The 24913-nt window shown below is 60.6% G+C and carries 23 protein-coding genes; 9 read left to right on the top strand and 14 right to left on the bottom strand.

Annotated features, from left to right (window positions below; genetic code table 11):
* Positions 1-2: 2 nt before the first annotated feature.
* Positions 3-1280 carry an efflux RND transporter periplasmic adaptor subunit gene (locus ACRQ1B_RS07020; protein WP_432292914.1) on the bottom strand — a complete coding sequence of 426 codons (1278 nt, stop codon included), beginning with the start codon at positions 1278-1280 and terminating at the stop codon, positions 3-5.
* A 245-nt stretch (positions 1281-1525) separates the two neighbouring features.
* Positions 1526-2158, bottom strand: coding sequence for a DUF922 domain-containing Zn-dependent protease (locus ACRQ1B_RS07015; RefSeq protein ID WP_432292913.1), 633 nt, complete (start codon positions 2156-2158; stop codon positions 1526-1528).
* Positions 2159-2274: 116 nt separating this feature from the next.
* Here ACRQ1B_RS07015 and folP point away from each other — a divergent pair, with 116 nt between their 5' ends.
* The 3 genes from folP to folK are packed head-to-tail and all read left to right on the top strand — an operon-like array spanning position 2275 to position 4041.
* The gene (gene folP, locus ACRQ1B_RS07010) at positions 2275-3174 is read left to right on the top strand and encodes a dihydropteroate synthase (RefSeq protein WP_489753105.1); all 900 of its coding nucleotides are present in this window, start codon (positions 2275-2277) and stop codon (positions 3172-3174) included.
* A complete protein-coding gene (gene folB / locus ACRQ1B_RS07005; RefSeq protein ID WP_432292911.1) occupies positions 3171-3536 on the top strand; it encodes a dihydroneopterin aldolase in 366 nt (121 codons plus the stop codon). The genes folP and folB overlap by 4 nt, the downstream gene beginning before the upstream one ends.
* Positions 3505-4041 carry a 2-amino-4-hydroxy-6-hydroxymethyldihydropteridine diphosphokinase gene (gene folK / locus ACRQ1B_RS07000; RefSeq protein WP_432292910.1) on the top strand — a complete coding sequence of 179 codons (537 nt, stop codon included), beginning with the start codon at positions 3505-3507 and terminating at the stop codon, positions 4039-4041. The genes folB and folK overlap by 32 nt, the downstream gene beginning before the upstream one ends.
* Here the strand turns inward: folK and ACRQ1B_RS06995 are convergent, their stop codons facing one another.
* The 4 genes from ACRQ1B_RS06995 to ACRQ1B_RS06980 form a co-directional block, all read right to left on the bottom strand.
* Positions 4042-4596, bottom strand: a complete 555-nt coding sequence (locus ACRQ1B_RS06995) for a hypothetical protein (RefSeq protein ID WP_432292909.1) — start codon at positions 4594-4596, stop codon at positions 4042-4044.
* Positions 4597-4688: 92 nt separating this feature from the next.
* Positions 4689-5786, bottom strand: coding sequence for a YcjF family protein (locus ACRQ1B_RS06990; protein ID WP_432292908.1), 1098 nt, complete (start codon positions 5784-5786; stop codon positions 4689-4691).
* Positions 5783-7258, bottom strand: coding sequence for a YcjX family GTP-binding protein (locus tag ACRQ1B_RS06985; protein WP_432292907.1), 1476 nt, complete (start codon positions 7256-7258; stop codon positions 5783-5785). Before ACRQ1B_RS06985 ends, ACRQ1B_RS06990 begins: the two co-directional genes overlap by 4 nt.
* Positions 7259-7389: 131 nt before the next feature.
* Positions 7390-7881, bottom strand: coding sequence for a SixA phosphatase family protein (locus ACRQ1B_RS06980; protein WP_432292906.1), 492 nt, complete (start codon positions 7879-7881; stop codon positions 7390-7392).
* Positions 7882-8148: 267 nt separating this feature from the next.
* On the opposite strand from ACRQ1B_RS06980, the gene dksA reads away from it, so the two are divergent.
* Entirely contained in the window at positions 8149-8568 is a 420-nt protein-coding gene (dksA, locus tag ACRQ1B_RS06975) for an RNA polymerase-binding protein DksA (RefSeq protein WP_112733364.1), read from the top strand.
* A gap of 99 nt (positions 8569-8667) precedes the next feature.
* Here dksA and ACRQ1B_RS06970 read toward each other — a convergent pair whose 3' ends face one another.
* Together ACRQ1B_RS06970 and ACRQ1B_RS06965 are read right to left on the bottom strand one after the other, a co-directional pair.
* Positions 8668-8934, bottom strand: a complete 267-nt coding sequence (locus tag ACRQ1B_RS06970; RefSeq protein ID WP_432292905.1) for a CPCC family cysteine-rich protein — start codon at positions 8932-8934, stop codon at positions 8668-8670.
* A gap of 1 nt (position 8935) precedes the next feature.
* Positions 8936-10378 (bottom strand): hypothetical protein, encoded by a 1443-nt coding sequence (locus ACRQ1B_RS06965; RefSeq protein WP_432292904.1) that lies wholly within the window; start codon positions 10376-10378, stop codon positions 8936-8938.
* A gap of 267 nt (positions 10379-10645) precedes the next feature.
* On the opposite strand from ACRQ1B_RS06965, the gene cckA reads away from it, so the two are divergent.
* The 5 genes from cckA (at position 10646) to ACRQ1B_RS06940 (ending at position 19176) form a co-directional block, all read left to right on the top strand.
* Positions 10646-13252 (top strand): cell cycle histidine kinase CckA, encoded by a 2607-nt coding sequence (gene cckA / locus ACRQ1B_RS06960; protein ID WP_432292903.1) that lies wholly within the window; start codon positions 10646-10648, stop codon positions 13250-13252.
* Positions 13253-13502: 250 nt separating this feature from the next.
* Positions 13503-14588, top strand: coding sequence for a recombinase RecA (gene recA / locus ACRQ1B_RS06955; RefSeq protein WP_432292902.1), 1086 nt, complete (start codon positions 13503-13505; stop codon positions 14586-14588).
* A 176-nt stretch (positions 14589-14764) separates the two neighbouring features.
* Positions 14765-17428 (top strand): alanine--tRNA ligase, encoded by a 2664-nt coding sequence (alaS, locus tag ACRQ1B_RS06950; protein WP_432292901.1) that lies wholly within the window; start codon positions 14765-14767, stop codon positions 17426-17428.
* Positions 17429-17479: 51 nt separating this feature from the next.
* Complete coding sequence (gene ttcA / locus ACRQ1B_RS06945) at positions 17480-18346, top strand: tRNA 2-thiocytidine(32) synthetase TtcA (protein WP_432292900.1); 867 nt, start codon at positions 17480-17482, stop codon at positions 18344-18346.
* Positions 18347-18357: 11 nt separating this feature from the next.
* Positions 18358-19176, top strand: coding sequence for an inositol monophosphatase family protein (locus tag ACRQ1B_RS06940; protein ID WP_432293830.1), 819 nt, complete (start codon positions 18358-18360; stop codon positions 19174-19176).
* A gap of 81 nt (positions 19177-19257) precedes the next feature.
* On the opposite strand, the gene ACRQ1B_RS06935 is transcribed toward ACRQ1B_RS06940, so the two are convergent.
* The 6 genes from ACRQ1B_RS06935 to purL all read right to left on the bottom strand — a co-directional run bounded on the left by ACRQ1B_RS06935 (position 19258) and on the right by purL (position 24781).
* A complete protein-coding gene (locus ACRQ1B_RS06935; protein WP_432293829.1) occupies positions 19258-20472 on the bottom strand; it encodes a multidrug effflux MFS transporter in 1215 nt (404 codons plus the stop codon).
* A 131-nt stretch (positions 20473-20603) separates the two neighbouring features.
* Positions 20604-20936, bottom strand: coding sequence for a Grx4 family monothiol glutaredoxin (gene grxD / locus ACRQ1B_RS06930; protein WP_432292899.1), 333 nt, complete (start codon positions 20934-20936; stop codon positions 20604-20606).
* Positions 20937-21067: 131 nt separating this feature from the next.
* The gene (locus tag ACRQ1B_RS06925; protein WP_432292898.1) at positions 21068-21310 is read right to left on the bottom strand and encodes a hypothetical protein; all 243 of its coding nucleotides are present in this window, start codon (positions 21308-21310) and stop codon (positions 21068-21070) included.
* Between the two features lie 4 nt (positions 21311-21314).
* A complete protein-coding gene (locus ACRQ1B_RS06920) occupies positions 21315-21548 on the bottom strand; it encodes a BolA/IbaG family iron-sulfur metabolism protein (protein ID WP_132273607.1) in 234 nt (77 codons plus the stop codon).
* Positions 21549-21659: 111 nt separating this feature from the next.
* Positions 21660-22361, bottom strand: a complete 702-nt coding sequence (locus tag ACRQ1B_RS06915) for a hypothetical protein (protein WP_432292897.1) — start codon at positions 22359-22361, stop codon at positions 21660-21662.
* Between the two features lie 212 nt (positions 22362-22573).
* Positions 22574-24781, bottom strand: coding sequence for a phosphoribosylformylglycinamidine synthase subunit PurL (gene purL, locus ACRQ1B_RS06910; protein ID WP_432292896.1), 2208 nt, complete (start codon positions 24779-24781; stop codon positions 22574-22576).
* Positions 24782-24913 lie beyond the last annotated feature (132 nt).

The following is a 24913-nucleotide window of genomic DNA, read 5'->3' as shown; positions in this document are numbered from 1 at the left end:
CCTTACTGCTTCGCGGGCTCTGCCGGCTTGTCGGCATTCTCAGACTTTTCGGCGCCAGGGTTTTCAGCGCCGGCAGGCTTGGCGGCATCGCCGGCCGCGGCGTTGTTTGCGCCGTCCGCTGCCTTTTCGGTGGCCGGCTTTTCCGGCGACCATGGCTGCGGCTTGACGGTGGCGCCGGGGCCGGTCTTCTGGAAACCATCGACGATGACGCGGTCACCGCCCTTCAGGCCGGCGGAGATGACCCAGCGTTCACCGAGTGCTCGACCGACTGTGACCGGGCGCTGCTCGACCTTATCTTCGGCACCAACGACGAGAAGGCTGGCCTTGCCACCGGCATCACGCTGAATGGCCTGCTGCGGCACTGCAAACGTATCGCGTTCCAGACCCTGTTCGATCTGTACGCGCACATACATGCCCGGCAGAAGATCGCCATCTGGATTAGGGAATTCGCCACGCAGGGTGACCTGGCCGGTGGTTTCGTCAACCGCGGCTTCAGAGAACAGGAGGCGTCCCTCCTGCGGATAAGGCGTACCGTCATCCAGCATCAGCTGTGCCTTGGCTTCGTTCGGGCCGGTCATCAGCTTGCCGTCCTGAAGGGCGCGGCGCAGGCGTACGAGATCGGCGGCCGGCTGGGTGAAGTCGGCGTAGATCGGGTCGAGCTGCTGAATGGTGGCGAGGTTTTCCGAACCGCTCGAGCTGACCAACGCACCTTCGGTGATCAGCGCGCGGCCGATGCGCCCGGAAATCGGTGCGGTAACATTGGCATATTGCAGGCTGAGCTTTGCCGAGGCGACGCCGGCGCGGGCGACCTGCACCTGTGCGTCGGCCTGTGCGAGCTGCGCGACGGCGGTGTCGAATTCGGCGCGGGACGCGACATTGGACTTGCTCAACTGCGTCTGGCGGTCGGCGGTCTGGCGGGCCTGAAGCTGTTGGGCTTCGGCGCTGCGCAACGTCGCCTCGGCGCGATCGAGTTCGACCTGGAACGGTGCCGGATCGATGCGGTAAAGCACATCGCCTTCCTTGACCAGCGATCCCTGTTCGAACACGCGCTCGACAATGATGCCGGACACACGTGGACGCACCTCGGCAAGCCGGGTCGGGGCGATGCGGCCCGGAAGGTCGCTGTTGATCGGCAGGGTTTCCGGCTGGACGGTGATGATGCCGACGGCAGACGGCGGACGGGCAGGGGGTGCCCCTGCCGCCTGATCTTCCTTCTGGCAGGCGGCAAGAACAGAAATGCTGGCAAGCAACAGACCAGCGACGGGCAGTTTCATTCGCATAGAGAACCCCATAAACCCAAGGACGGCAATTTACATACGTGTTAGTCTGTATGTAAAACTGCTGCAAGGCAACATTTGCGTGATATCAAGTTTCTAACCGCCTTGAAGGGCGACTCGGACGTGGCGGATTTGTGCTCGCGCCAACGTGGCGAGGCAACGCCGAACCTGCGGGTTCGGTTCCAGTGCGACGAAATTTCACGGATGATGGCCGGCGGATCTCGCCAATAGAACGATACCGGGTATCGTTATTGCGCGGTGGCACCACGGTTTTTCAAAAGCCGCATGATACGGCTGTCGAAGTTGGACGATTCGATCATGTCGAAACGGACCTGATCGGCATCATGCTTTTCTATTGCTTCGCGGCTGATTTCGCCGACGCGTCTTTCCAGCGTATCGCAGTTGCCGGCCGGGCGGATGGCGCGCAGCTTGGCCTCGAGTGTCCGGGCGTGGGTGCGGGCAATTTCCGCGTGACGTTCCTCGTGCCGCTTGATGTCGGCCGAAAGCGTGTCCCAGATGGTTGCCAGCGTACCGGTGGCGGAGCGGCGGTTTTTCCAGCGCGGCAGGATGATGTGGGTGCGAACCGTGACCTTGACGGCGCCGATCGAGCACCGGCCGCCGCGCTCCACATAACTGACCTCGCCGCCGAACTTGATCTCGGTGGCACCGGGATGGCGGGCACCGGTATGGCGGGTGAGCGGACCGCGACGCTCTAGCTCGCTGTCGAGATCTTCCGCCGTCTTGCCGCCGATCGAAAAATAGGAATAGGTTTTGGTGACGAGCGGTTGCGCCTGCGAAGGAGATGCAAAAGCCAGCAGCAGCGCCAGCGTCGTTGCTGTCGTGATGACCTGCACCCGGGGCGAACGGCAAAAGCTGCGCATCAATAGTATTCTCGGGGCCTGTCAGATTGAACTGAGGCAAAGCTTGAGGCATAGCCCTGCCAAGCGCAACAGAATTGGCGCAATTTTACGTGTACAATGCAAGGATTGGGACGACCGTGAGTCTCCTCGGCAACAACATTTCCGGCAATCGCGCCTGGCGGGTCGGCTCCGGCCGCTCGCTCGATCTGGCAGCCGGCGGCCATCTGATGGCGATCGTCAACGTCACACCTGACAGTTTTTCCGACGGCGGACGCCACGATAGCGTCGAAGCCGCCGTTGCGCATGCGAAGGTCTGCATAACCGAAGGCGCGACGATCATCGATGTCGGTGGCGAATCTACCCGTCCCGGTGCCGATCCGGTCAGCGAGGCCGAAGAGCAACGCCGCGTGCTGCCGGTTATCGAACGGCTGTCTGCCGAGACGGACGTGCTGATCTCGATCGATACCTATCGCGGCGCGACCGCACGGGCCGCGGTGAAAGCCGGAGCGCACATCATCAATGATGTCTATGGCCTGAGCCATGATCCGGCGATCGCCGATATCGCGGCGGAAGCCGGGGCAGGGCTTTGCATCATGCATACGGGCCGTGGTCGCGAGGCGGAAAAGCTTTCGGACGTGATTGCAGACCAGGTCCTGTTCTTCAAAAAGGCCCTGCAGATTGCCGATGCCGCCGGCATCGACAGGAGCACGGTCATGCTTGATCCGGGATTCGGTTTTGCGAAAACCCGCGAGGATGAGGCGGAACTGATGGCGCGTTTTGCGGAATTGCACGCATTGGATCTGCCGTTCCTGATCGGCACGTCGCGCAAGCGTTTCATCGGTTCGATGACCGGTCGTGAGCGTGCCGATGAACGCGACGTCGGTACTGCGGCGACAACCGCCGTTTTGAGGCTCGCGGGCGCACATGTTTTCAGGGTTCATAACGTGGCTGCCAATCGCGATGCGCTTCGCGTGGCGGATGCTATACTTGCGGCACGCTCTGCCGGAGGCGGCGATAGCGCGGAGGAAAAGTCATGACGCTCTATACGATCTACCTGAAAAACTGTTCGTTTTTTGCCCGCCACGGTGTGCTGAGCGAGGAGGAGCGTCTCGGTCAGCGTTTTTTCGTCGATGCGGAGCTGGAGGTCGAGGGCGGTGAGGCGTTGTCGACCGATCAGATCGACGATACCGTTCACTACGGAATTGCCTTCGAAGTGATCGAGGAGGTGGTGACGGGACAGCGCCGTTACCTGATCGAGGCCTTGGCGCGGGATATTGCGCTGGCACTGTGCAAGCGGTTCCCGCAGATCAGGCGCGCTGCAATCGCGGTGCGCAAGCCAAGCGTGCCGATCCCCGGCATTCTCGATTATGTGGAGGTGCGCGTTGAGCACCGACCCTGATACCACGTGGCAGAAAGCAACGCTCGGTCTCGGTGGCAATATTGGTGACCCGAAAGCCTTGATGGCGCAGGCGTTACGGCTGCTGGACGAGCGCGACGACTGTCGTGTGCTGGCGGTATCAAAACTTTACATGACGCCACCCTGGGGCAAGACCGATCAGGCCGATTTCTTCAACTGCTGCGCACTGATCGAAACCACCCTTGCGCCGGAAAATCTGCTAGCGACCGGCCTTTCGATCGAAAAGGGCATGAAGCGGGAGCGCGTGGAGCGCTGGGGGCCGCGGACGATCGATATCGACGTGCTGACCTATGGCGATGTGGAGCGGGATACACAGCCCCTGCAACTGCCGCATCCGCGCATGACGGAACGCGCCTTCGTGCTGATGCCGCTTGCAGATATTGCTGACGACCTCATAGTGAAGGGCAAGCCGGTGTCATCCTGGCTCGCCCTCGTGACTGTCGATGGCATTACTGTCGCGGATGAAAACCGCGACTGGTGGCGCTGATCATTTCTTGATCGAGCCGACGGCGATCTGGTCGAGATCACGGGTCAGCGTCATTCCGATGACCGGGATCATCTGTTCCTCGACCTTCACCGAGATGGTGATGTTCATGTCGTTGTCGCTCTTCATGCTGGCGACCATGGCGCCATTGAGCTTGGCGCGGTTGATGCCGAGCACGATGCGCTCGCCGTTGAGCGACCCGGTGGTGATATCGAGACCCTTGCCTTCTGCGCCATCGAGAAACTTGCCGGTGTAACCCTTGGCCGTCTTGACGATGGTGGCGTTCATCGGCTGCTTGAACACGCCGACGCGGCAGGTGCCATCGAGTTTCAGGCCGGCATCGCCATCATTGGTGGCTTCGCCGATCAGGTTGCAGGTGAACTTGGTGCCCTTGTATTTGCCGGCGACGATTTCGCCCGGACCTTTCCAGCTGCCGGCGGCGCTTTCGAAAAAGACCTGATCGCGCGAAGCGGCGTCAGCCTCAGGAGCCATCGCAACCGTGGCGACGGAGATGGCGACGGCAAAGCCACCGAACAGCGAGAAGATGCGCGAAACCATTCAAAATATCCCTGGCAAAGGCCAACTGGTAGAGCCCGCAAATTAGCGAAGGATGGTTAATGAGTGGTTTCTTTTGGTCGCTGCGACCTGTGTCAGGACAGGTCTTTGGGTTTTGAGGTCGCAACGATATCGCCCATAAAATCCCCAATTCCGGGGCGTTTCAGCGCCCGAAAAGGCAATGGACGGCAAAGGTCCATTGCGGCGATGCCGATGCGGGCGGTGAGCAGTCCGTTGATCACACCCTCACCGAGTCGGGTGGAAAGCCGGGCTGCCAGACCATGGCCGAGAACCTGCTGGGCAAGGCTGTCGCCGACCGCAATCGAGCCGGTGACCGCAAGGTGGGCAATGACATCGCGCAACAATCGGAACATGCCGAGCGTGCCGGGACGGCCGCCATAAAGTTCGGCCATGGCGCGCACCAGACGCGAAACTTCGAACAGCACATAGGCGAGATCGACAACGGCGCGCGGGCTGATCGCCGTGACCACCGACACACGCTTGGAGGCGGCGAGAATCAGCAGGCGGGCTTCGCGGTCGAGCGGCGTCATCAGTTCGCGCTCGGCGAGATCGAGATAATGCGTGCCGTCGATGATGTCGTCCTTGGTCGCATCTAGGGCGGCGCGTCCCCGCGCTGTTTCGGCACGATGGGAAAGGATCGTTGTGAGACGGCTGACCAGAGCACGGGCTGATTTGGCGCCAGTGGCTGAATCGGTCCCGCTCTCGATGGCGGCGACATCAGCCTTGAGCGACTGCACGGCGCCGATGCGCATCAGGCCAAGCATTTCGCGGCCAACGACGACGGCGAGAGCGGCGAGGGCCACGGAGAGGATGCCGATGGCCGTATAACCCAGCCAGTCGGATCGGGAAAAAAGATCGCGGATGACGCTGTCTGCCCACAGACCGAAAGCGAAGGAGGCGAATACGCCAAAGGCGCCGGCAGCAAGCTTGCCGAAGGAAAAGCCGTGGCGACGGGGCAGGGCGACCGGCACGTCCGCGAGATCGCCTTCGCCCGCGCCCAGAAACGGATCATCGGCATCCGCGGTGGCGGTAAAACCGTCGTCAAAACTGCGCGGCGGGCGGCTGACAGCCAATGGCATGTCGCGCTCTCCCTCGACGGCATAGGCCGTGGGGCGACGGCGCGATGTGCCCGAAGGCGATGGGCGATTGTTCCGATCGTCTGATGATGTCATGCGAGACGGTCTCCGAACAGGAACTGCATGGCGCGGTCGAGGCGGATATGCGGCACGGACAAGGCGATGCCGCCAGTGTTTTCCTCGACCGAGGGAGGGCGAAAACGTACGATATTCAAGTCGGGTAGAGCCGTTTTTTCATTCGAACCGTCGATGTCGCAGAAAAACGCTTCCGGATTCTCCGGCAAGTCACCGGGAAATATCGCTGTTTTCCTGATGCCGTCGAAAATTTCGTCACCGATCCGCTCGCCCGGCATCGGTGTGCCGGTGATCACCGGAAGCAGGTGCCCATCCTCGCGCACTGTGGCCTCACGGGTGGCACGCACGGAGGCCAGCGCCATCACGTCGATCCCGGCGCCGGTCATGCCGATGCGGTGGATGGCGCGATCAACGAGGCGACGCGTGATGGCCTGAAGACGGTCATGGCTTTCGTGATGCAGATGGTCGGCCTTGGTGGCGGCGACCAGAACCCGGTCGATCCGGCGGCCGAGCAGCGAACTCAGGAAGGAGTTGGTGCCGGGGCGGAAACAGGCCAGTACATCAGCGAGCGCGCGTTCGAGATCCTGAACCGCTTCCGGACCGCGATTGACGGCCTGTAACGCATCGATAAGGACGATCTGCCGGTCAAGGCGGGCGAAATGTTCGCGGAAGAACGGTTTGACGACCACGCTCTTATAGGCCTCGAAGCGGCGCTCCATCATCGCCCGCAGTGAACCTTTTTCGGGGCGCGTGTCGGGCACGTTCGGCATCGGCGCGAAGGTGAGTGCCGGTGAGCCATCGAGTTCTCCGGGCAAGAGAAAACGGCCGGGCGGCAGTGTCGAGAGCGAACGCTCGTCGGATTTGCAGGCTTTCAGATAGGAGGCAAAACTTTCGGAAAGCCGGCGTGCCGTCATTTCGTCGGCCGGGCCTTCCATGTCGATGCTGGCGGCAAGGCCGAGCCATTCGCGCGCCAACTCAGCGCGCACGCCACTTTGGGCGAGCGTGACGGCATTATCGGAGAAGGTTTTGTAGTCCTGCGCCAGAAGTGGCAGGTCGAGCAGCCATTCCCCGGGATAATCGACGATATCGATCGACAGGCGACCGGGCGAAAACATCCGGTTCCAGCCGCTGGCGCTCTGATAATCCAGCGTGATGCGCAGTTCAGAAATGGCGCGGGTTGAATCCGGCCAGATGCGTTCACGCACCAGTGCCTGGATATGATCCTCGTATTGGAAACGCGGGATCGCATCGTCCGGCTGCGGCTCGAGCCGAATGGAGGAGACACGGCCGGAGCGCACCGGTTCGAACAGCGGCAGCCGGCCGCCATTTAAGAGATTGTGGACGAGCGAGGAAATAAAAACCGTCTTGCCTGCCCGCGACAGGCCGGTAACGCCCAATCGCAAGGTCGGATTGACGAGGCCGGTGGCGCGATCCGTCAGCGTGTCGAAGGCGATGCGGGCGTCGTCGGTGAAACTGGTCAGAGAAGGCGGCAAGGCGTGATCCCGGTTGCTGGCGGCACCTTACGTCGATGCCCGCTGTGCATATAGGGAGGGAAAATGCCGGAAGAAAGAACAGCACCTTTCGGATCATGCCCGAAAGTGGAGAGCGCCCGTGCGGACCGCCGTCAACTCACGAGAAAATCCCGAAGAACCCAGTTCTCGCCGGCATGGTCAAGAACGGCGAAACCTGCAGTGGGATAACCGGTCGGGATTGCCACGCGCAACTGTTCACGTCCTATAAGGCGATCCAGCGTTTCCTCTATCGTGGGGTTGTGCCCCACCAGCATCACGGAAGGCGATGGCGCCTGCCCGGCCAGAAGCGCCAGGTAGGTTTCCGATGTGCCGTTATAAATCTCGTCTACTGCCTCCAGGATGCATTCACCCGCCATGGCGCGATGCATGGCATCTGCTGTCTGGCGGCAGCGCGCGGCGGTGGAAGACAGGATGAGGTTCGGCCGATAGCCTTTATCCACAGCCTTTTCGCAGACCAGTTCGGCCTCTCCGTATCCACGGTCGTCCAATTCACGGTCAAAATCGCGCTGGCCGGATTGCGCCTGCGCGGCATGGGCGTGACGCAGGAGATAGATTCGCGAGGGTGGCGGTTCGATGATCGTCATGGAGGCCTCTGCGGGTCAAAACGCGTGCGTTAAAGGCGTAGCGCCTTGTTGCGATCCGCGTCAACTGTCCGTCATGCACAGGTTGGTTGCGGGTTGACAGGGGAGGGTATTTTCCGAATCGACGATTGGAAATGCTTTAAAATTAGCCGTTTAGCCGATTTTTGCGTCAGTTTTAAAAATGCCTTAACGGCACGTATCAGACTTGAATAGCTGCCACCCTAGGGATATAGAGCGCCGCATAAGTTCTGTTCTTCAGGAGAAATCGCGTTGAGTGAGAAGATCGATCTTAGCAGCTTCGTCCTTTCGGAAGAAGACGAGTTCATGAACGTGCGACAAAAGGCCTACTTTCGGGCCAAGTTGATCGCTTGGAAGAATGACATCCTCAGAGAAGCGCGCGAAACTCTGGGCCATCTGGCCGAAGAAAGCGCAAACCACCCAGACTTAGCAGACAGAGCCTCTTCCGAAACCGATCGCGCTATTGAACTGCGTGCCCGTGATCGTCAGCGCAAGCTGATTTCCAAAATCGATTCCGCTCTTCAGCGGATCGACGAAGGCACATACGGATATTGCGAGGAGACCGGAGAGCCGATCGGCTTGAAGCGTCTCGACGCCCGTCCGATCGCAACCCTGTCGATCGAGGCGCAAGAGCGCCACGAGCGCCGCGAAAAGGTTTATCGCGACGAGTGACAGTGACCGGCGGTGAAACACAAAACACTGCCTGACAGACAGAATAACAAAAGGCGCGGATTTTTCCGCGCCTTTTGTTTTGCAGTCTCGTATCTTCAGTCATCTCGGTGCCTTGTCAGGCAATTCGTCGGGTGTCGGTTTTCGAACATGATTTATCAGCCTGCGTTCGCAGGCCCCAAATTCTTGGTAGTTCCGTCTCCCGTCGGTGACGGACATTCCGTTTGGTCCGCTGAACTCGTCAGGATTTTCTCCACCTGCACCGTCCTCTTCCCAAAAACAAATCGGGCAGATTTCGTAGTTCAATCTGTCCTCGATGGTCAGATGGCCACAGCAGGCGCAGGCGAACCTGCCCATATTGGCGCTCATGCTACCGGTCGTCCTTTGTCACCGACATTTCGCCGAAAATGCGGGCGATCTCGTTCTGCAGTGCCGGTTCCTGGGTGGCGCCGGTCACGCGTGGCAGGCCGGGATCGCGACGCGGCAGCTGGCTCGACGGCGCATTCGACGTTGCAGGACCAACGGCCGGAACGGCATTTCCGCCGGCCAGATTGCTGGCCATTTCCTCTTCGAGAATACGTTCGAAGTCGGAGCCGAGCGGTTTTGCAGGCGCGGCGACCGGTGCGGGCGAGCGCGGCGCAAAATTTGTCGCCGGCGAGATTGCTGCCGCAACGGCTGGCCGCTCGACGGGAGCAGGAGGCGCTGCTGCGGGCTCGATGGCGATTGACGGTGCTGCTTCGGCGTGGGGGTGCTGGAACACCCGCTCGCGCGCGGCCTCGAGCAGGTCCACGGCATCGTCGAGCGACGGGGCGTCATTGGCCGCGCGTGGCGGATTGATCTGTGGCGGATCGATCTCGAAATGCGGTTCGCGTGGTTTTGGCGTTTCGTCGATGGTCGCTACGCTTGGCGTTTCGCTGCGGACCGGTGCCGGTGTCGCTATCACTGCTGCAGCCGCCGGAGCTGCTGCGACAGAAGCAAAAGGCGTGGCAACCGGTGCCGCGGCAGCGGTCGCGGCGACGCGTGGCTCGGCTGCTGGAAAATCGATGACGGGGGCCGGATTGGCAACACGCGGCAGTTCGGTCGCAGGTGATTCTGCCTTCGGCTGGAGGTCCGGCGCCTTTGTCTCCGGCGCTTTGGGCTCGACCACCTTGGGTTCCGCCGCGACCGGGATCGGTGCGGTTTGCGCAACTGCGACCGCTGCTTCGGCGGGCTTTGACGCTTCCGGGCGGCGTGCAGGCTGCGGAACGGGCGCAGACGGAACGTTAGGCTCTACCACCTTGGGAGCCGGCGAGATTTCGACAGGCTCCGAGCCGAGCCATGTGAAGTCTTCCCTGGCTTCCGTGCGGACGGGCTTTTCGGGTCTTGCTGCCGGGGTGGCCGGTTCTGCGACCCGACGATCCGGCGCAGAAAGGCCGGCCGGACGTCCGGCGGCTTCGGGCGCGCGTGGCGTTTCGGTTGCGGCGATTGCCGCCGGTTCCGGCTCCGAAACGGTTTTCATCATCGTGTGGTAGGGCGGGCTGCGACCATCGACGATGCTGCTTTCGATGACGACATCGGTGGGGCCGCCGATCATGATCAGGTGCTCGACATCGTCACGACGCACCAGAACGAGGCGGCGGCGCGTATCGACGGCCGCAGCATCGAGAACCTGCAGGCGCGGCTGGCGATTCTTGCCGCCGCGCAGGAAAGGTGATGGGCCGCCACGACCGCGGATCAGCCACAGCACGAGGATCAGGCAGAGGAAACCTGCGCCGACACCGAGCACCGCGATGGCGATCTGGCTGGTTTCCACTCCGAACATACCTTCAGGCATTAGCCACTCCATTGCATTGGGACGCCGTCGTTAAAAACCGGCTGTGTCATCACCATGGCATAGGCCAAATCTGTGACATGTTAGAACCATGGGACAGGAATATGGTTCGAAAGCAAGGATCGGCAATCGCATCCCTTCGATATTCAACGGGTTTCTGTGTCTTCTGAGCTTTTTGCCGGTGCCGCAAATTGCTAAGAAGGAGCAGCCGACCGATTCCGATCCGTGCCGACTGTTCGGGCGCGGCGCTTGGCCGACATGAGAGGGTGAATGACGAAGATGCAGCAGAGCGGCCTCAACGACGCGCCGCTGGTCGAACACGGAGCGCGCGGCGGAACCGTGATCCGGCTGCTCGTCCTTGCCGTGGTCCTGATCGCGGTAGCCATTTCCTTTGTCGTTTTCAAAGAGGCGCTCGACAGCGAGATGGTGCTGGGCGTGCTCGGCATTCTGGCCATGGTCGGCATCTTTTTTCTGGTTTCTTCCGTCATCGGTCTGGTCGAGGTCATGCCGCAATCACGGTCGGACGATCTGGCGCGCGGTTTTCTCGGCAGTCACCCGGACGGCATCCTGATCACCGATGACAAGGGTCGCATCATTTATGCCAATGCCGCTTATGGCCGCCTTACCGGCGCCACCAGCGCAGCTCAGGCGCAGTCGCTTGAAGCGCTCCTGTCCAAAAATCGCGAATCGACGGAGGCGCTTTACCGGCTGACCACCGCATTGCGCGAAGGCCGCGAAGGGCACGAGGAATTCCGCCTGCTGAAGCCGCTGGGCCGGCCGGGCAATAATGGTTCCGGCGCACACTGGTATCGCCTCAAGGCGCGGCTGCTTGCCAATGGTTCCTCGCGAAAGCCCCTGGATATCTGGCAGATCACCGACATCACCTCGGAACGGGATGATCAGGAGCGGTTTTTCCGCGAGTTGCAGAACGCCATCGACTATCTCGATCACGCGCCGGCCGGTTTCTTTTCCGCCGGCCGCAAGGGCGAAATCTTTTATCTCAACGCGACGCTGGCGGAATGGCTGGGTTACGACCTCACCAAATTCGTGCCGCGTTCGCTGACCATGTCGGATCTCGTGGCCGGCGAGGGCATGGCGCTGATCCAGTCGGTGCAGGCGACTCCCGGCCAGACGCGCACGGAAACGCTGGACCTCGATCTGCGCCGCGCCAACGGCCAGAGCCTGCCGGCTCGGCTCGTGCACAGTGTCAGCATGGCGCGCGACGGTGCGCCGGGCGAAAGCCGTACCATCGTGCTGGCACGGCCGAAAGGTGAGGCGGCGGACCTGTCGTCGTCTGCCATGCGCTTCACGCGTTTCTTCAACAACACGCCGATGGCGATCGCCTCCGTTGACGGCAACGGCAAGATTCTCCGGGTCAATGCACCGTTCCTGAAACTGTTTTCCGGCGTCGTGTCGCGTGACGAGGCAGAAGCCGGCGCACCGCTCGAAACCATCTTCAACGAGGCGGTGCGGCCGCAGCTCACCCATGCGCTGGCCGAGGCCAAGGATCGCCAGAGCGATATCGCACCGCTCGAAAGCCGCCATCCGGGCGACGAAAACCGCTATGTGCGCTTCTTCGTCAATGCCGTGATCGATGAAAGCGACGAAGCACCGGAAGAGGTGGCTATCGTCTACGCCTTCGAAACGACCGAGCAGAAGGCGCTCGAAACGCAGATGGCTCAGACCCAGAAGATGAATGCCGTGGGCACGCTGGCGGGCGGCATCGCCCACGATTTTAACAACGTGCTGACCGCCATCCTCCTGTCCTCAGACCACCTGCTACTGCAGGCGCGGCCGGCCGATGCCAGCTTTGCCGACCTGATGGAAATCAAACGCAACGCCAACCGTGCCGCCGTGCTGGTGCGCCAGCTTTTGGCCTTCTCGCGCAAGCAGACGATGCGCCCGAGCGTGCTCAACCTCACCGATGTCGTCGGTGACCTGCGCATGCTGGTGGATCGCCTGATTTCCGGGACAAACGTCAAACTCGATGTCGATTACGGCCGCGATCTCTGGCCGGTGCGCACCGACCTGTCGCAGTTCGAGCAGGTGCTGATCAATCTCTGCGTCAACGCGCGCGACGCCATGCCGGAGGGCGGGCGCATCACCATCCGCACGCGCAACGTGACGGCGGAAGAGGGACGCGCATACGCAGGCGCCGACCTGCCGGACGAAGACATGGTGATGGTGGAAGTGGCCGATAATGGCACCGGCATTCCGCCCGAAATCATGGACAAGATTTTTGAGCCTTTCTTCACCACCAAGGAAGTGGGCAAGGGGACCGGTCTTGGCCTTTCCATGGTCTATGGCATCGTCAAGCAGTCGGGCGGTTATATCCACCCCGAATCGGAAGTCGGCACTGGCACGACGTTCCGTATCTTCCTGCCGCGCCACATTCCCGAACCCGTGGTCGCAACGGCGGCTTCCGAAAATGCAGCGGCAGTCGTTGCTGAAGCGCCGAAGGCCGATGCAGCGAAAGAAAATGCCGATGTCGATCTGACCGGGAACTCCGCCGTTGTCCTTCTTGTCGAAGACGAGGAGGCAGTCCGTCGCGGCGGCAAGCGCATGCTGGAAACGCGTGGTTATACCGTGCACGAGGCCGGCTCCGGCGTCGAGGCGCTCGACATCATGGAAGAGCTTGAAGGCAAGGTTGATATCGTCGTCTCCGACGTGGTCATGCCGGAAATGGATGGTCCGACCCTGCTGCGTGAACTGCGCAAGAATTATCCGGACCTGAAATTCATCTTCGTATCGGGCTATGCGGAGGACGCATTTGCGCGCAATCTGCCGGCGGATGCCAAGTTCGGTTTCCTGCCCAAACCGTTCTCGCTGAAGCAGCTGGCAGTGACTGTGCGGGAAATGCTCGACCGGCAGGACTAGGTCGTCAGCGGGCGGCGAATCGGCCGCCGGTCCTGACTTGAAACGGCGGCGGAACGCCGCCGAAATGATTGTTCCAGGAACAAACAGGAATAGCTTATCTGTTTGAGAACATTAAAAGAACGCAACAGGAAAAACAGTATTTGAATCAATCGCATCGTCCCCGCTTGTAAATGTAGAACAAAAAGGGTACGACTTGGGCATCGGTTAAACATTGATTGCTTGGCGGCGATAACCTAAAGGGGTGGTTCAAATGGCTCAGAATTCCTTGAGACTCGTAGAGGAAAAATCGGTGGATAAAAGCAAGGCGCTGGAAGCGGCACTCTCCCAGATCGAGCGTTCGTTCGGCAAGGGCTCGATCATGAAGCTCGGCTCGAACGACAGCATCGTTGAGATCGAGACCGTATCGACCGGTTCGCTCAGCCTCGATATCGCACTCGGAATTGGTGGCCTGCCGAAGGGCCGTATCATCGAAATCTACGGTCCGGAAAGCTCGGGTAAAACGACGCTGGCGCTGCAGACCATTGCCGAAGCCCAGAAGAAGGGCGGCATCTGCGCCTTCGTCGACGCCGAACACGCGCTCGACCCGGTCTATGCCCGCAAGCTCGGTGTGGACCTGCAGAACTTGCTTATCTCGCAGCCGGATACCGGTGAGCAGGCGCTTGAAATCACCGATACGCTGGTTCGCTCGGGCGCCGTAGACGTTCTCGTGGTCGACTCTGTTGCTGCGCTTACACCGCGCGCCGAAATTGAAGGCGACATGGGCGATAGCCTGCCGGGTCTTCAGGCTCGCCTGATGAGCCAGGCGCTGCGCAAGCTGACCGCTTCGATCTCCAAGTCGAAGACCATGGTCATCTTCATCAACCAGATCCGCATGAAGATCGGCGTGATGTTCGGTTCGCCGGAAACCACGACCGGCGGTAATGCGCTGAAGTTCTATGCCTCCGTTCGTCTCGACATCCGCCGTATCGGCCAGGTCAAGGAACGCGAAGAAGTTGTCGGCAACCAGACGCGCGTCAAAGTCGTCAAGAACAAGATGGCGCCTCCCTTCAAGCAGGTCGAATTCGACATCATGTATGGCGAAGGTGTTTCCAAGACCGGCGAACTGGTCGATCTCGGCGTCAAGGCCGGCATTGTCGAAAAGTCGGGCGCCTGGTTCTCCTATAACAGCCAGCGTCTCGGTCAGGGTCGTGAAAACGCCAAGACGTTCCTGCGTGACAATCCGGAACTTGCCAACGAGATCGAACTGTCGCTGCGCCAGAACGCCGGCCTGATCGCCGACAAGTTCCTGCAGAATGGCGGACCGGACGCCAATGACGGCGACGGTGACGACGCCTGACGAAATGATGGCTCGTCGCGTGTCGGGCTTGCAATGAATGTTGATAAAACCGGCCGCCATCACCCGATGTGCGGCCGGTTTGCTTGTGTGCGGCTGGACAGGCCTTGGCCCTGACGATAAAAGCCGGTGGTTTCTGGTGATGTGAACCGCCGACTGGCGGAAATGAAGGGCGTAGCATGAGCGGCGTGAATGAAATCCGGTCGACCTTCCTCGACTATTTTGGCAAAAACGGCCACGAGATCGTATCGTCGAGCCCGCTGGTTCCGCGCAACGATCCGACGCTGATGTTCACCAATGCCGGCATGGTGCAGTTCAAGAACGTCTTTACCGGTCTTGAAAGTCGCCCCTATTCGAGAGCGACCACCGCGCAGAAATGCGTGCGCGCCGGCGGCAAGCACAATGACCTCGACAATGTCGGTTACACCGCCCGTCACCACACCTTTTTCGAAATGCTCGGCAACTTCTCGTTCGGCGATTATTTCAAGGAAAACGCCATCGAGCTTGCCTGGAACCTGATCACCAAGGAATTCGGCATCGATGCCAAGCGTCTTCTGGTCACGGTCTATCATACCGATGACGAGGCTTTTGATCTCTGGAAGAAGATTGCCGGCCTGACCGACGATCGTATCATCCGCATCCCGACCAGCGACAATTTCTGGGCGATGGGTGATACCGGCCCCTGCGGCCCGTGCTCCGAAATTTTCTATGACCACGGCGACCATATCTGGGGTGGCCCTCCCGGCTCGCCGGATGAGGATGGCGACCGTTTCATCGAGATCTGGAACCTCGTCTTCATGCAATACGAGCAGGTGACGAAGGAACAGCGCATCGACCTGCCGCGTCCGTCGATCGACACCGGCATGGGCCTCGAGCGCGTGGCCGCTCTCCTGCAGGGCAAACACGACAACTACGACATCGACCTGTTCCGCGCCCTGATTTCCGCTTCGGAAGAGGCGACCGGTGTGAAGGCGGAAGGCGAGCGTCGCGCCAGCCACCGCGTCATCGCCGACCATCTGCGTTCGGCCTCGTTCCTGATCGCAGATGGCGTTCTACCGTCCAACGAAGGCCGTGGTTATGTTCTGCGCCGCATCATGCGTCGCGCCATGCGCCATGCCGAACTCTTGGGCGCCCGCGAGCCGTTGATGTACAAGCTCCTGCCGACGCTGGTCGCGCAGATGGGCCGTGCCTATCCGGAACTGGTCCGCGCCGAGCCGCTGATCTCCGAAACGCTGAAGCTGGAAGAAAACCGTTTCCGCAAGACGCTGGAACGCGGCCTGACGCTGCTGTCCGATGCCACAAACACCATGAACAAGGGTGACATGCTGGATGGCGAAACCGCCTTCAAGCTTTACGACACCTATGGTTTCCCGCTCGACCTGACGCAGGACGCTCTGCGCGCCCGTGAAATCGGCGTGGATATTGCCGGCTTCACCGATGCCATGGAGCGCCAGAAGGCCGAGGCCCGTTCGCACTGGCAGGGGTCGGGCGACAAGGCCACTGAAACCATCTGGTTCGAACTGAAGGAAAAGCTCGGCGCGACCGAATTCCTCGGCTACGATACCGAGACGGCCGAAGGCGTGGTTCTGGCGATCGTGGCCGACGGCAAGTCGGTCGAAACCGCCAAGGCGGGTGACACCGTGCAGGTCATCGTCAACCAGACGCCGTTTTACGGCGAATCCGGTGGCCAGATGGGCGATACCGGCGTCATTCGCGGCGAAGGTTTTGCCGTCGAGGTGAGCGACACCCAGAAGAAGGGTGCGGGTCTGTTCGTGCATATCGCCGTGGTCACCGAAGGCGAGATCAAGGTTGGCGAGGCGGTTGCCTTGACGGTGGATCATGCCCGCCGTTCGCGCCTGCGTGCCAACCACTCCGCCACCCATCTCCTGCACGAAGCCCTGCGTGAAGTGCTCGGCACCCACGTTGCCCAGAAGGGCTCGCTGGTGGCGCCCGAGCGCTTGCGTTTCGACGTCTCGCATCCGAAGCCGATTTCGGCGGAAGAACTGCAGCGCGTCGAGGACATGGCCAACGCCATCATCCTGCAGACCGCACCGGTCACCACCCGCCTGATGAGCGTCGATGACGCCATTGCCGAAGGCGCAATGGCACTGTTCGGGGAAAAGTATGGCGACGAAGTGCGCGTCGTGTCGATGGGCCGTGGCATTGAAGGCTCGAAGGCCGGCAAGGCCTATTCGGTCGAACTTTGCGGCGGCACCCATGTCGGCAATACCGGTGAGATCGGTCTTGTCCGCGTTCTCTCCGATAGCCCGGTCGGCGCTGGCGTGCGTCGTATCGAAGCCGTCACGGCGGAAGGCGCGCGCGCCTATCTCGCTGAACAGGATGAACGCATGAAGGCGCTGTCCGGCGTGCTGAAGGTTCAGCCGGCAGAGGTTCTCGCCCGCGTCGAAACTTTGGTCGATGAGCGCCGCAAGCTCGAAAAGGAACTGGCGGACGCCAAGCGTCGCCTCGCCATGGGCGGCGGCGGTCAGGGGGATGGCGCGTCCGACATCCGCGAGGTTGCCGGTGTGAAATTCATGGGCAAGACGCTCAACGGTATCGACGCCAAGGACCTGAAGGGCCTGGCCGATGAAGGAAAGGCAACGCTCGGTTCGGGCGTGGTCACGCTCATCGGCGTGTCGGAAGATGGCAAGGCAAGTGCTGTCGTCGCCGTTACCGAAGATCTGGTCGGCCGTTTCAGCGCCGTCGATCTGGTGCGCATCGCCTCAGCCGCGCTCGGCGGCAAGGGTGGCGGTGGTCGCCCGGATATGGCGCAGGCCGGTGGCCCGGATGGCGCCAAGGCAGACGAAGCGCTTGAGGCCGTGGCCGCAGCGCTCGGCGCCTAAGATTGAAGCGGGCCGAAAGGCCCGCTTTTTCGCTTCAAGAGGACTTTTTTGATGGGCGTGAACGCCGAGATAACCGACGAACTGGAACAGGCAACCGAAGGGCTGGCTCCGGCGCTCTTCAGGCAAGCGCCGGACTCGGTGTCGTTCAACAAGATGCGCAAGCGGCTGCTGCGGCAGGTGCGCCAGGCGTTGGCCGATTTCCACATGCTGAAGGGCCAGAAACGCTGGCTGGTCGGCCTGTCCGGCGGCAAGGATTCTTATTCGCTTCTGGCCATCTTGCTCGACCTGCAATGGCGCGGCCTTCTGCCCGTGGAACTGGTCGCCTGTAATCTCGATCAGGGCCAGCCGAACTTTCCCAAACACATCCTGCCGGAATATCTGGCCTCGATCGGCGTCAAACACCGCATCGAATATCGCGATACCTATTCCATCGTGAAGGAAAAGGTGCCGCAGGGGGCGACCTACTGTTCGCTCTGTTCGCGCCTGCGCCGCGGCAATCTTTACCGCGTGGCGCGTGAAGAAGGTTGCGATGCGCTGGTGCTCGGCCATCACCGCGACGACATTCTCGAAACCTTCTTTATGAACTTTTTCCACGGCGGTCGTCTCGCCGCCATGCCGGCAAAGCTTCTGAACGATGAAGGTGATGTGATGGTGCTGCGGCCCTTGGCCTATTGCGCCGAGGACGATCTGGCAAAGTTTGCAGCTGCCATGCAGTTTCCGATCATCCCCTGCGATCTGTGTGGTTCGCAGGACGGTCTTGAGCGCAATGCGATGAAGGCGATGCTGTCGGGCATCGAACAGCGCATGCCGGGCCGCAAGGACACGATGCTGCGGGCGCTTTCGCATGTGAACCCGTCGCATCTTCTCGATACCGGACTCTTTGATTTCAGCAATCTGATGACCGCCGAAAGGAAGTAATCTTGACTGACATGCCCGTTGACGTTTCCGCACTTGCCGATCTTCTGCGTCGTGCCGCCAAAGCGGAAATTCTGCCGCGCTTCCGCCGTCTGGGTGGCGATGACGTACGCTCGAAAAGCGAACCCACCGATCTGGTGACGGAAGCCGATGAGGCCGCCGAGCGGATGATGAAGCGGGAAATGGTCGATATCGCGCCGAACGCTCTTTTTATCGGTGAGGAATCTGTCGCGGCGGACCCGGCGCTTCTCGACAAGCTGAAGGATGCCGAACTGGCTGTCATCGTTGATCCGGTCGATGGCACGTTCAACTTCGCCTCTGGCATTCCCGCCTTCGGTGTCATGGCCTCTGTCGTCTGGAAGGGCGAAACGGTGGCCGGCATCATCTACGATCCGATGGGTGACGACTGGGTGATGGCGGAAAAGGGTGCGGGTGCTTTCCTGCGTCGTGCGGATGGTGATGCTGTTCGCCTGAACGTGTCCGAAAAGCGCCCGCTCGGTGCCATGATCGGCATGGCCTCTGCCGGTTATTTCTTCGGTGAGGAGCGTGAAAAGGTTCTGGCCAATCTGGCCAAGGTCCGCTTTTTCGCAAACTATCGCTGCGCCGCGCATGAATATCGCACCTTTGCCGGCGGCCATGTGCAGTTCATGATCTACAACAAGCTGATGCCCTGGGACCATCTCGCCGGTGCGCTGATATCGACCGAGGCCGGCGGCTATGTTCGTCGCCTGGATAGTTCGGTTTACGAGCCGCACCAGTTCGATGGTGGCCTGCTGGTCGCAACCGATCCCGACAGCTGGCAGACCCTGCACGACGAGATTTTTGTCGCCTGACGCGCATCGAGCGTTCAATAAATGCAAAACGGCCCGGACAGATTTTTCTGCCCGGGCCGTTTTGTTTGTTGTCAGGTCTGATCAGATCTGCGGATTATGCGGCTGAAAGAGTTTTCCCTTTTCAGCGAGCAGCACGAACACCAGGCCGATGATGGAAACGATGAAGAATCCGGCCACCATCGGAAGCGCCGTGCCGTTAAAAGATTGGCCAATGACCGCGCCGATCGAAGCGCCGCCGATCGTGCCCATGAAACCGAGCACGGAGGAAGCGGTGCCCGCCACGTGGCCAAGCGGCTCCATGGCGAGCGAATTGAAGTTCGAGCCGATCCAGCCAAACTGAAACATGGAGAGCGCGAACAGCGTCAGGAACAGCGCGAACGGCATCGGCTGCGGGCCAAAAATCTGGATCATCAGCCAGATGAAGGTGACGGTGATGAAGCCAAGCAAAGAAGCGTGCGAGAGCTTGCGCATGCCAAAACGGCCGACGAGCCGGGCATTCAGGAACGACGATAACGACATGAACACGGCGACGGCTGCAAAGGCGACAGGAAACCACACGCCAAGGCCGTAAATCTGGTTGTAGACCTGCTCGGCGGAATTGATGAAACCGAACAGTGCGCCGAAGATGAACGTGCTGGCAATCGTGTAGCAGAGCGCGACCCGATTGGTCAGAACCATGCGGAAACCGGCGATCACCGAGGAAACGGTGAAGGGGCGCACGTCCCCGGCATGCAACGTTTCCGGCAGGCGTTTATACATCCAGAAAACGACGGCAAGCGCGCCAACTGCCATGAAGACAAAAATCAGGTGCCAGTCGCCGAACAGCAGGATCAACTGGCCGGTGCCCGGTGCGATGACCGGCACGACCATAAACACCATCATGATCAGCGACATCACTTCCGCCATGGCGCGGCCGCCATAGACGTCGCGGACGATCGAAATGGTGATGACGCGGGTGGCGGCCGATCCGATGCCCTGAATGAAGCGCAGCACAAGAAGCGCTGTGAAGGACGGAACAGCAATCAAACCGACGACGGCGAGCGAAGACAGGATGTAGATCGTCAGGCCGACGATGATCGGCTTGCGACGGCCAAACCTGTCGGAAATCGGCCCATAGAACAACTGGGCGATGCCGAAGCCGAAGAGATAGGCAGAGACGACATACTGCCTGTGGTTTTCGCTGACAACGTTCAGCGATGCACCAATCTGCTGCAGACCGGGAAGCATGATGTCGATGGCAAGTGCGTTGAGAGCCATCAGCATGGCCATCAGGGCAATGAATTCGACCTTGCCCATGCCCTTGAGGCGCGCGGGCGTGGATTGTGAAGGTTTTGTCACGGCTTTTCCTAAACAACGGGAAAGGCGCCGTGGATGCGGCGCCTTTTGATAGAAGCAAATTTCATGGCCGGGGCAGGGTGCCCCGAAAATCAGGCCGCGCGGACGGCGATACCCTGTTCCTGGAGTTGGGTCTGAAGTTCGCCGGACTGGAACATTTCGCGGACGATGTCACAGCCGCCGAGGAATTCGCCCTTGACGTAAAGCTGCGGAATGGTCGGCCAGTTGGAATAATCCTTGATGCCCTGACGCAGGTCTCCATCCGCAAGAACGTTGATGCCCTTGTAGTCGAGGCCGAGGTAATCCAGGATCTGGACGACCTGACCCGAGAAACCACACTGCGGGAACTGCGGGGTGCCCTTCATGAAGAGGACCACATCGTTGGTCTTGACTTCGTTGGCTATGAAATCGTTGATTCCGCTCATATCTCAAATCCTTTCACGCGCGGGTTCAAGGGCCGCGGTGCTTTGTGTTGTGCCTTAGATAGCAAGCTCCCCGCCGAAATTCCAGCGGAGAAGCGTGTAGATGCATGTAATTTGATGGCCGGTGATCGCGGTCAACGCCTGCGTTGCTTGCTTCGGCTTGCCGTCGTCCGGCGGCGGCTGACCTGCTTGCGGGCCGGCCTTGCCGCTGTTTTCGTCGTTTTGCGAACAAAGCGGCCGGTTGTTGCCGAGCGAGTGGCCGCTTTAGCCTGACGTTTCTTGCGCTTCGAAGCCGTTCGGCCGTGTGATTTGCCGAGCAGTTCCTTGACGACACTTTCCACGACGCCCGACACGATCTGATTGATCAGGTTCGCCATGAGATCACTTCGGCGCCGAGGTCTGCAATGCGAGTGCATGCAGAACGCCGCCCATATTGCCTTTCAGGGCGTCATAAACCATCTGGTGTTGTTGCACGCGCGACTTGTCGCGAAAGGCTTCTGCCACCACTTCGGCGGCGTAATGGTCGCCGTCGCCGGCCAGATCACGAATGGTGACGGTTGCGCCGGGAATGCCGGCTTTGATCATGTCCTCTATATCGCCTGGACGCATGGGCATGCGAGACTATCCTTTTGTCTGGCGGCGATGGTGCCGCGGTTACATTAGATTGCCTCAAAGAAGCGCCGTGGTCAAAGTGTCTGCGACGCTTTCCTCAGCCAAAGGAGATGCTTAGCGGCGGCGATCGAACGGAGTGTTGAGGCGTTGCAGCAACGCCCCGGCCGTGTCGCTGATGCTCTGCCAGATGTTCACCCGAAAGCTCGTTCTCAACATCCACGCGGCGCTGAAGAGAAGACCGAGATAAGCCGTCAGTTCGCTGATTTCTTCCATCGCCTCGAGGTTCAGCTCCTCGAAAATCTCGCCAGCAAAGAGAAGCGCGGCTATGAATGCCAGAGGCCAGGAAAAGGCCGGATGGATCATCTGTAATAGAGCTGGTGGACTGGTCCGATACATGAGGAAGGCTTGCAGTAAAAGCAGGAAGCTGCCGACGGCCGGAACGATCCGATGCGCTTCCCGCGGCACGCATGCCAACGCCAGATCCGGGCGACAGGACGGAATTTCCCGCACGAAAAAGATCAGACACAGCAACGCTGTGGTGGTCGCAACAAACCGGCCGGCGGGCCGAAGGCGCACAGCCGCAAGGATCGCCACAATACTCGCTGTGCATAGTGCGATGACCTGCAACGTCTCCAGAACGCCGTTCTCGCCGAAAAGCGTATCATCCGGCGCACCGAGAAGGCGCAACGTTATGATAACCGTCATGGAAAGCACCAGGCCCCACACGATGGTGTCTGCAAGCAAGCGCGGATACGGCCAGATCTGGCCGGGGTTGAACAGAAAATGCTGAACGTGCTTCAAAAAATCTTTGGGCATTACCGGCTTTTAAAGCTGTTGCAGTTCGTCAGGGGCGAAGGAGCGGCGATGCCGCCGGTCCATTCAGCCTTAGATTCGACCGCAGAAACAAAAAAGACGCCGCGACTGAAATGCCGCAGCGCCGTCTGTTTCGGTTTTATGCCCTCATCACGCCGGGTGCAACCTTTGTGACGGTTTTGTGAATGGTTGAGTGACGCTTATTGCGCGACCGGTCAGCCCATGAAGTTCGGGAACCAGCCCTCATGGGCCTTGCCGAGATCGGCAACGGAGACGTTGACCAGATCATCGATCACGACGGCATCGCCGCCGACAGTGCCGAGTGCACGGAAGGGAACGCCCGCTCCTTCGGCATTGGCCTGCAGGAAGTTGGCGAGATCGGCAGGAACGGCCAGAACGTAGCGTGCCTGGTCTTCACCGAAGAGCACCGCATGCGGCAGGCCGCGGCTGTCCTTGAGGCTGACTTCCAAGCCCTTGCCGGAGGACATTGCCATTTCCGCCAGCGCCAGCGCCAGACCGCCCGACGAGATGTCGTGGCAGGCGGTAACCTGATCGTTGCGGATCGCCGAGCGGACGAAATCGCCGTGGCGGCGTTCGGCCGACAGATCGACTTCCGGGGCCGGGCCTTCGGTCGAACCGAGGATGTCGCGCAGATAAATCGACGAGCCGAGATGACTGCCGTCAACGCCAATCATGATCAGCTTGTCGCCATCATTGGCGGTACCGATCTTGGCCATTTTCGACCAGTCGGGCAGGAGGCCGACGCCGGCAATGGTCGGGGTCGGCAGGATGGCGACGCCGTTGGTCTCATTGTAGAGCGAGACGTTGCCCGAAACGATCGGGAAGTCGAGCGCCTTGCAGGCCTCGCCGATACCCTTGATGGCACCGACCAGCTGGCCCATGATCTCGGGCTTTTCCGGGTTGCCGAAGTTGAGGTTGTCGGTCGCAGCCAGCGGCTCGGCGCCGGTTGCCGTGATGTTGCGCCAGCATTCGGCAACCGCCTGCTTGCCGCCTTCGAACGGATCGGCCTCGACATAACGCGGGGTGACGTCGGAGGAGAAGGCAAGGCCCTTGGTGGCATGGCCTTCGACACGCACCACGCCGGCATCGCCGCCCGGATGCTGCAGCGAATTGCCCTGGATGAACGTGTCATACTGCTCGTAGACCCAGCGGCGGCTGGACTGGTTCGGCGAACCGACCAGCTTGATGAGCGCATCGTTGTAATCGGCAGGTGCCTGAACCTCTGAAGCGGGCAGGGCAGCGCGCTTGGCCGATTCTACCCACGGGCGATCGTATTCCGGAGCCTCGTCGCCGAGTTCCTTGATCGGCAGGTTGGCGACTTCCTCACCCTGATGGATGACGCGGAAACGCAGGTCGTCGGTGGTCTTGCCGACGATTGCAAAATCGAGGCCCCACTTGACGAAGATAGCCTTGGCGACCTCTTCCTTGGAGGGTTCGAGAACCATGAGCATGCGCTCCTGGCTTTCCGACAGCATCATTTCATAAGCCGTCATGCGATCTTCGCGCACCGGCACGGTGTCGAGGAGCAGTTCGATGCCGAGGTCGCCCTTGGCGCCCATTTCGACGGCCGAGCAGGTGAGGCCGGCGGCACCCATGTCCTGAATGGCGATAACGGCGCCGGTCTGCATCAGCTCGAGGCAGGCTTCCAGAAGGCACTTTTCGGTGAAAGGGTCGCCGACCTGAACTGTCGGACGCTTTTCCTCGATCGATTCGTCGAATTCGGCAGATGCCATGGTGGCGCCACCGACGCCATCGCGGCCGGTCTTGGCGCCGAGATAGACGACCGGTAGGCCGACGCCCTTGGCTTCGGAGAGGAAGATACCATCGGCCTTGGCAAGGCCGGCTGCAAAGGCGTTGACGAGGATGTTGCCGTTATATCGTTCATCGAACTCGACTTCACCACCAACGGTCGGAACGCCAAACGAGTTGCCGTAGCCACCGACACCGGCAACGACGCCGGAAACGAGGTGCTTTGTCTTCGGATGATCCGGCGCGCCGAAACGCAGGGCGTTCATGGCTGCGATCGGACGTGCGCCCATGGTGAAGACATCGCGCAAAATGCCGCCGACGCCGGTCGCAGCACCCTGATAGGGCTCGATGTAAGACGGGTGGTTGTGGCTCTCCATCTTGAAGACGACGACGTCGCCATCGTCGATATCAACCACGCCAGCATTTTCGCCCGGGCCCTGAACGACGCGCGGACCCTTGGTCGGCAGAGTGCGAAGCCATCTCTTCGAAGACTTGTAGGAGCAGTGCTCGTTCCACATGGCAGAGAAAATGCCGAGCTCGGTAAAGGTGGGCTCGCGACCGATAAGGTCGAGGATCCGCTGGTATTCATCGGCCTTCAGGCCGTGGGATGCGATGAGTTCGGGCGTGATCGGGCGGCTGTTCGAAATCGTCATGGTCTTCCCTGATGGCGAGGGGCTCTGAATTTGGGGTCTCTTTAGCGTAGATACGAAAAGGGCGCGACAGGAAAATACCTGTCACGCCCCATATCCCACTGCGTTGCGCCAGATTTGGCGCAGCGTGATCGA

The sequence above is a fragment of the Endobacterium panacihumi genome (genome assembly GCF_050847465.1).
Classification (GTDB): Bacteria; Pseudomonadota; Alphaproteobacteria; order Rhizobiales; family Rhizobiaceae; genus Neorhizobium; species Neorhizobium panacihumi.
The sequence above is the reverse complement of the archived record's forward strand: the minus strand, read 5'-3'. Positions and strand labels throughout refer to the sequence as shown.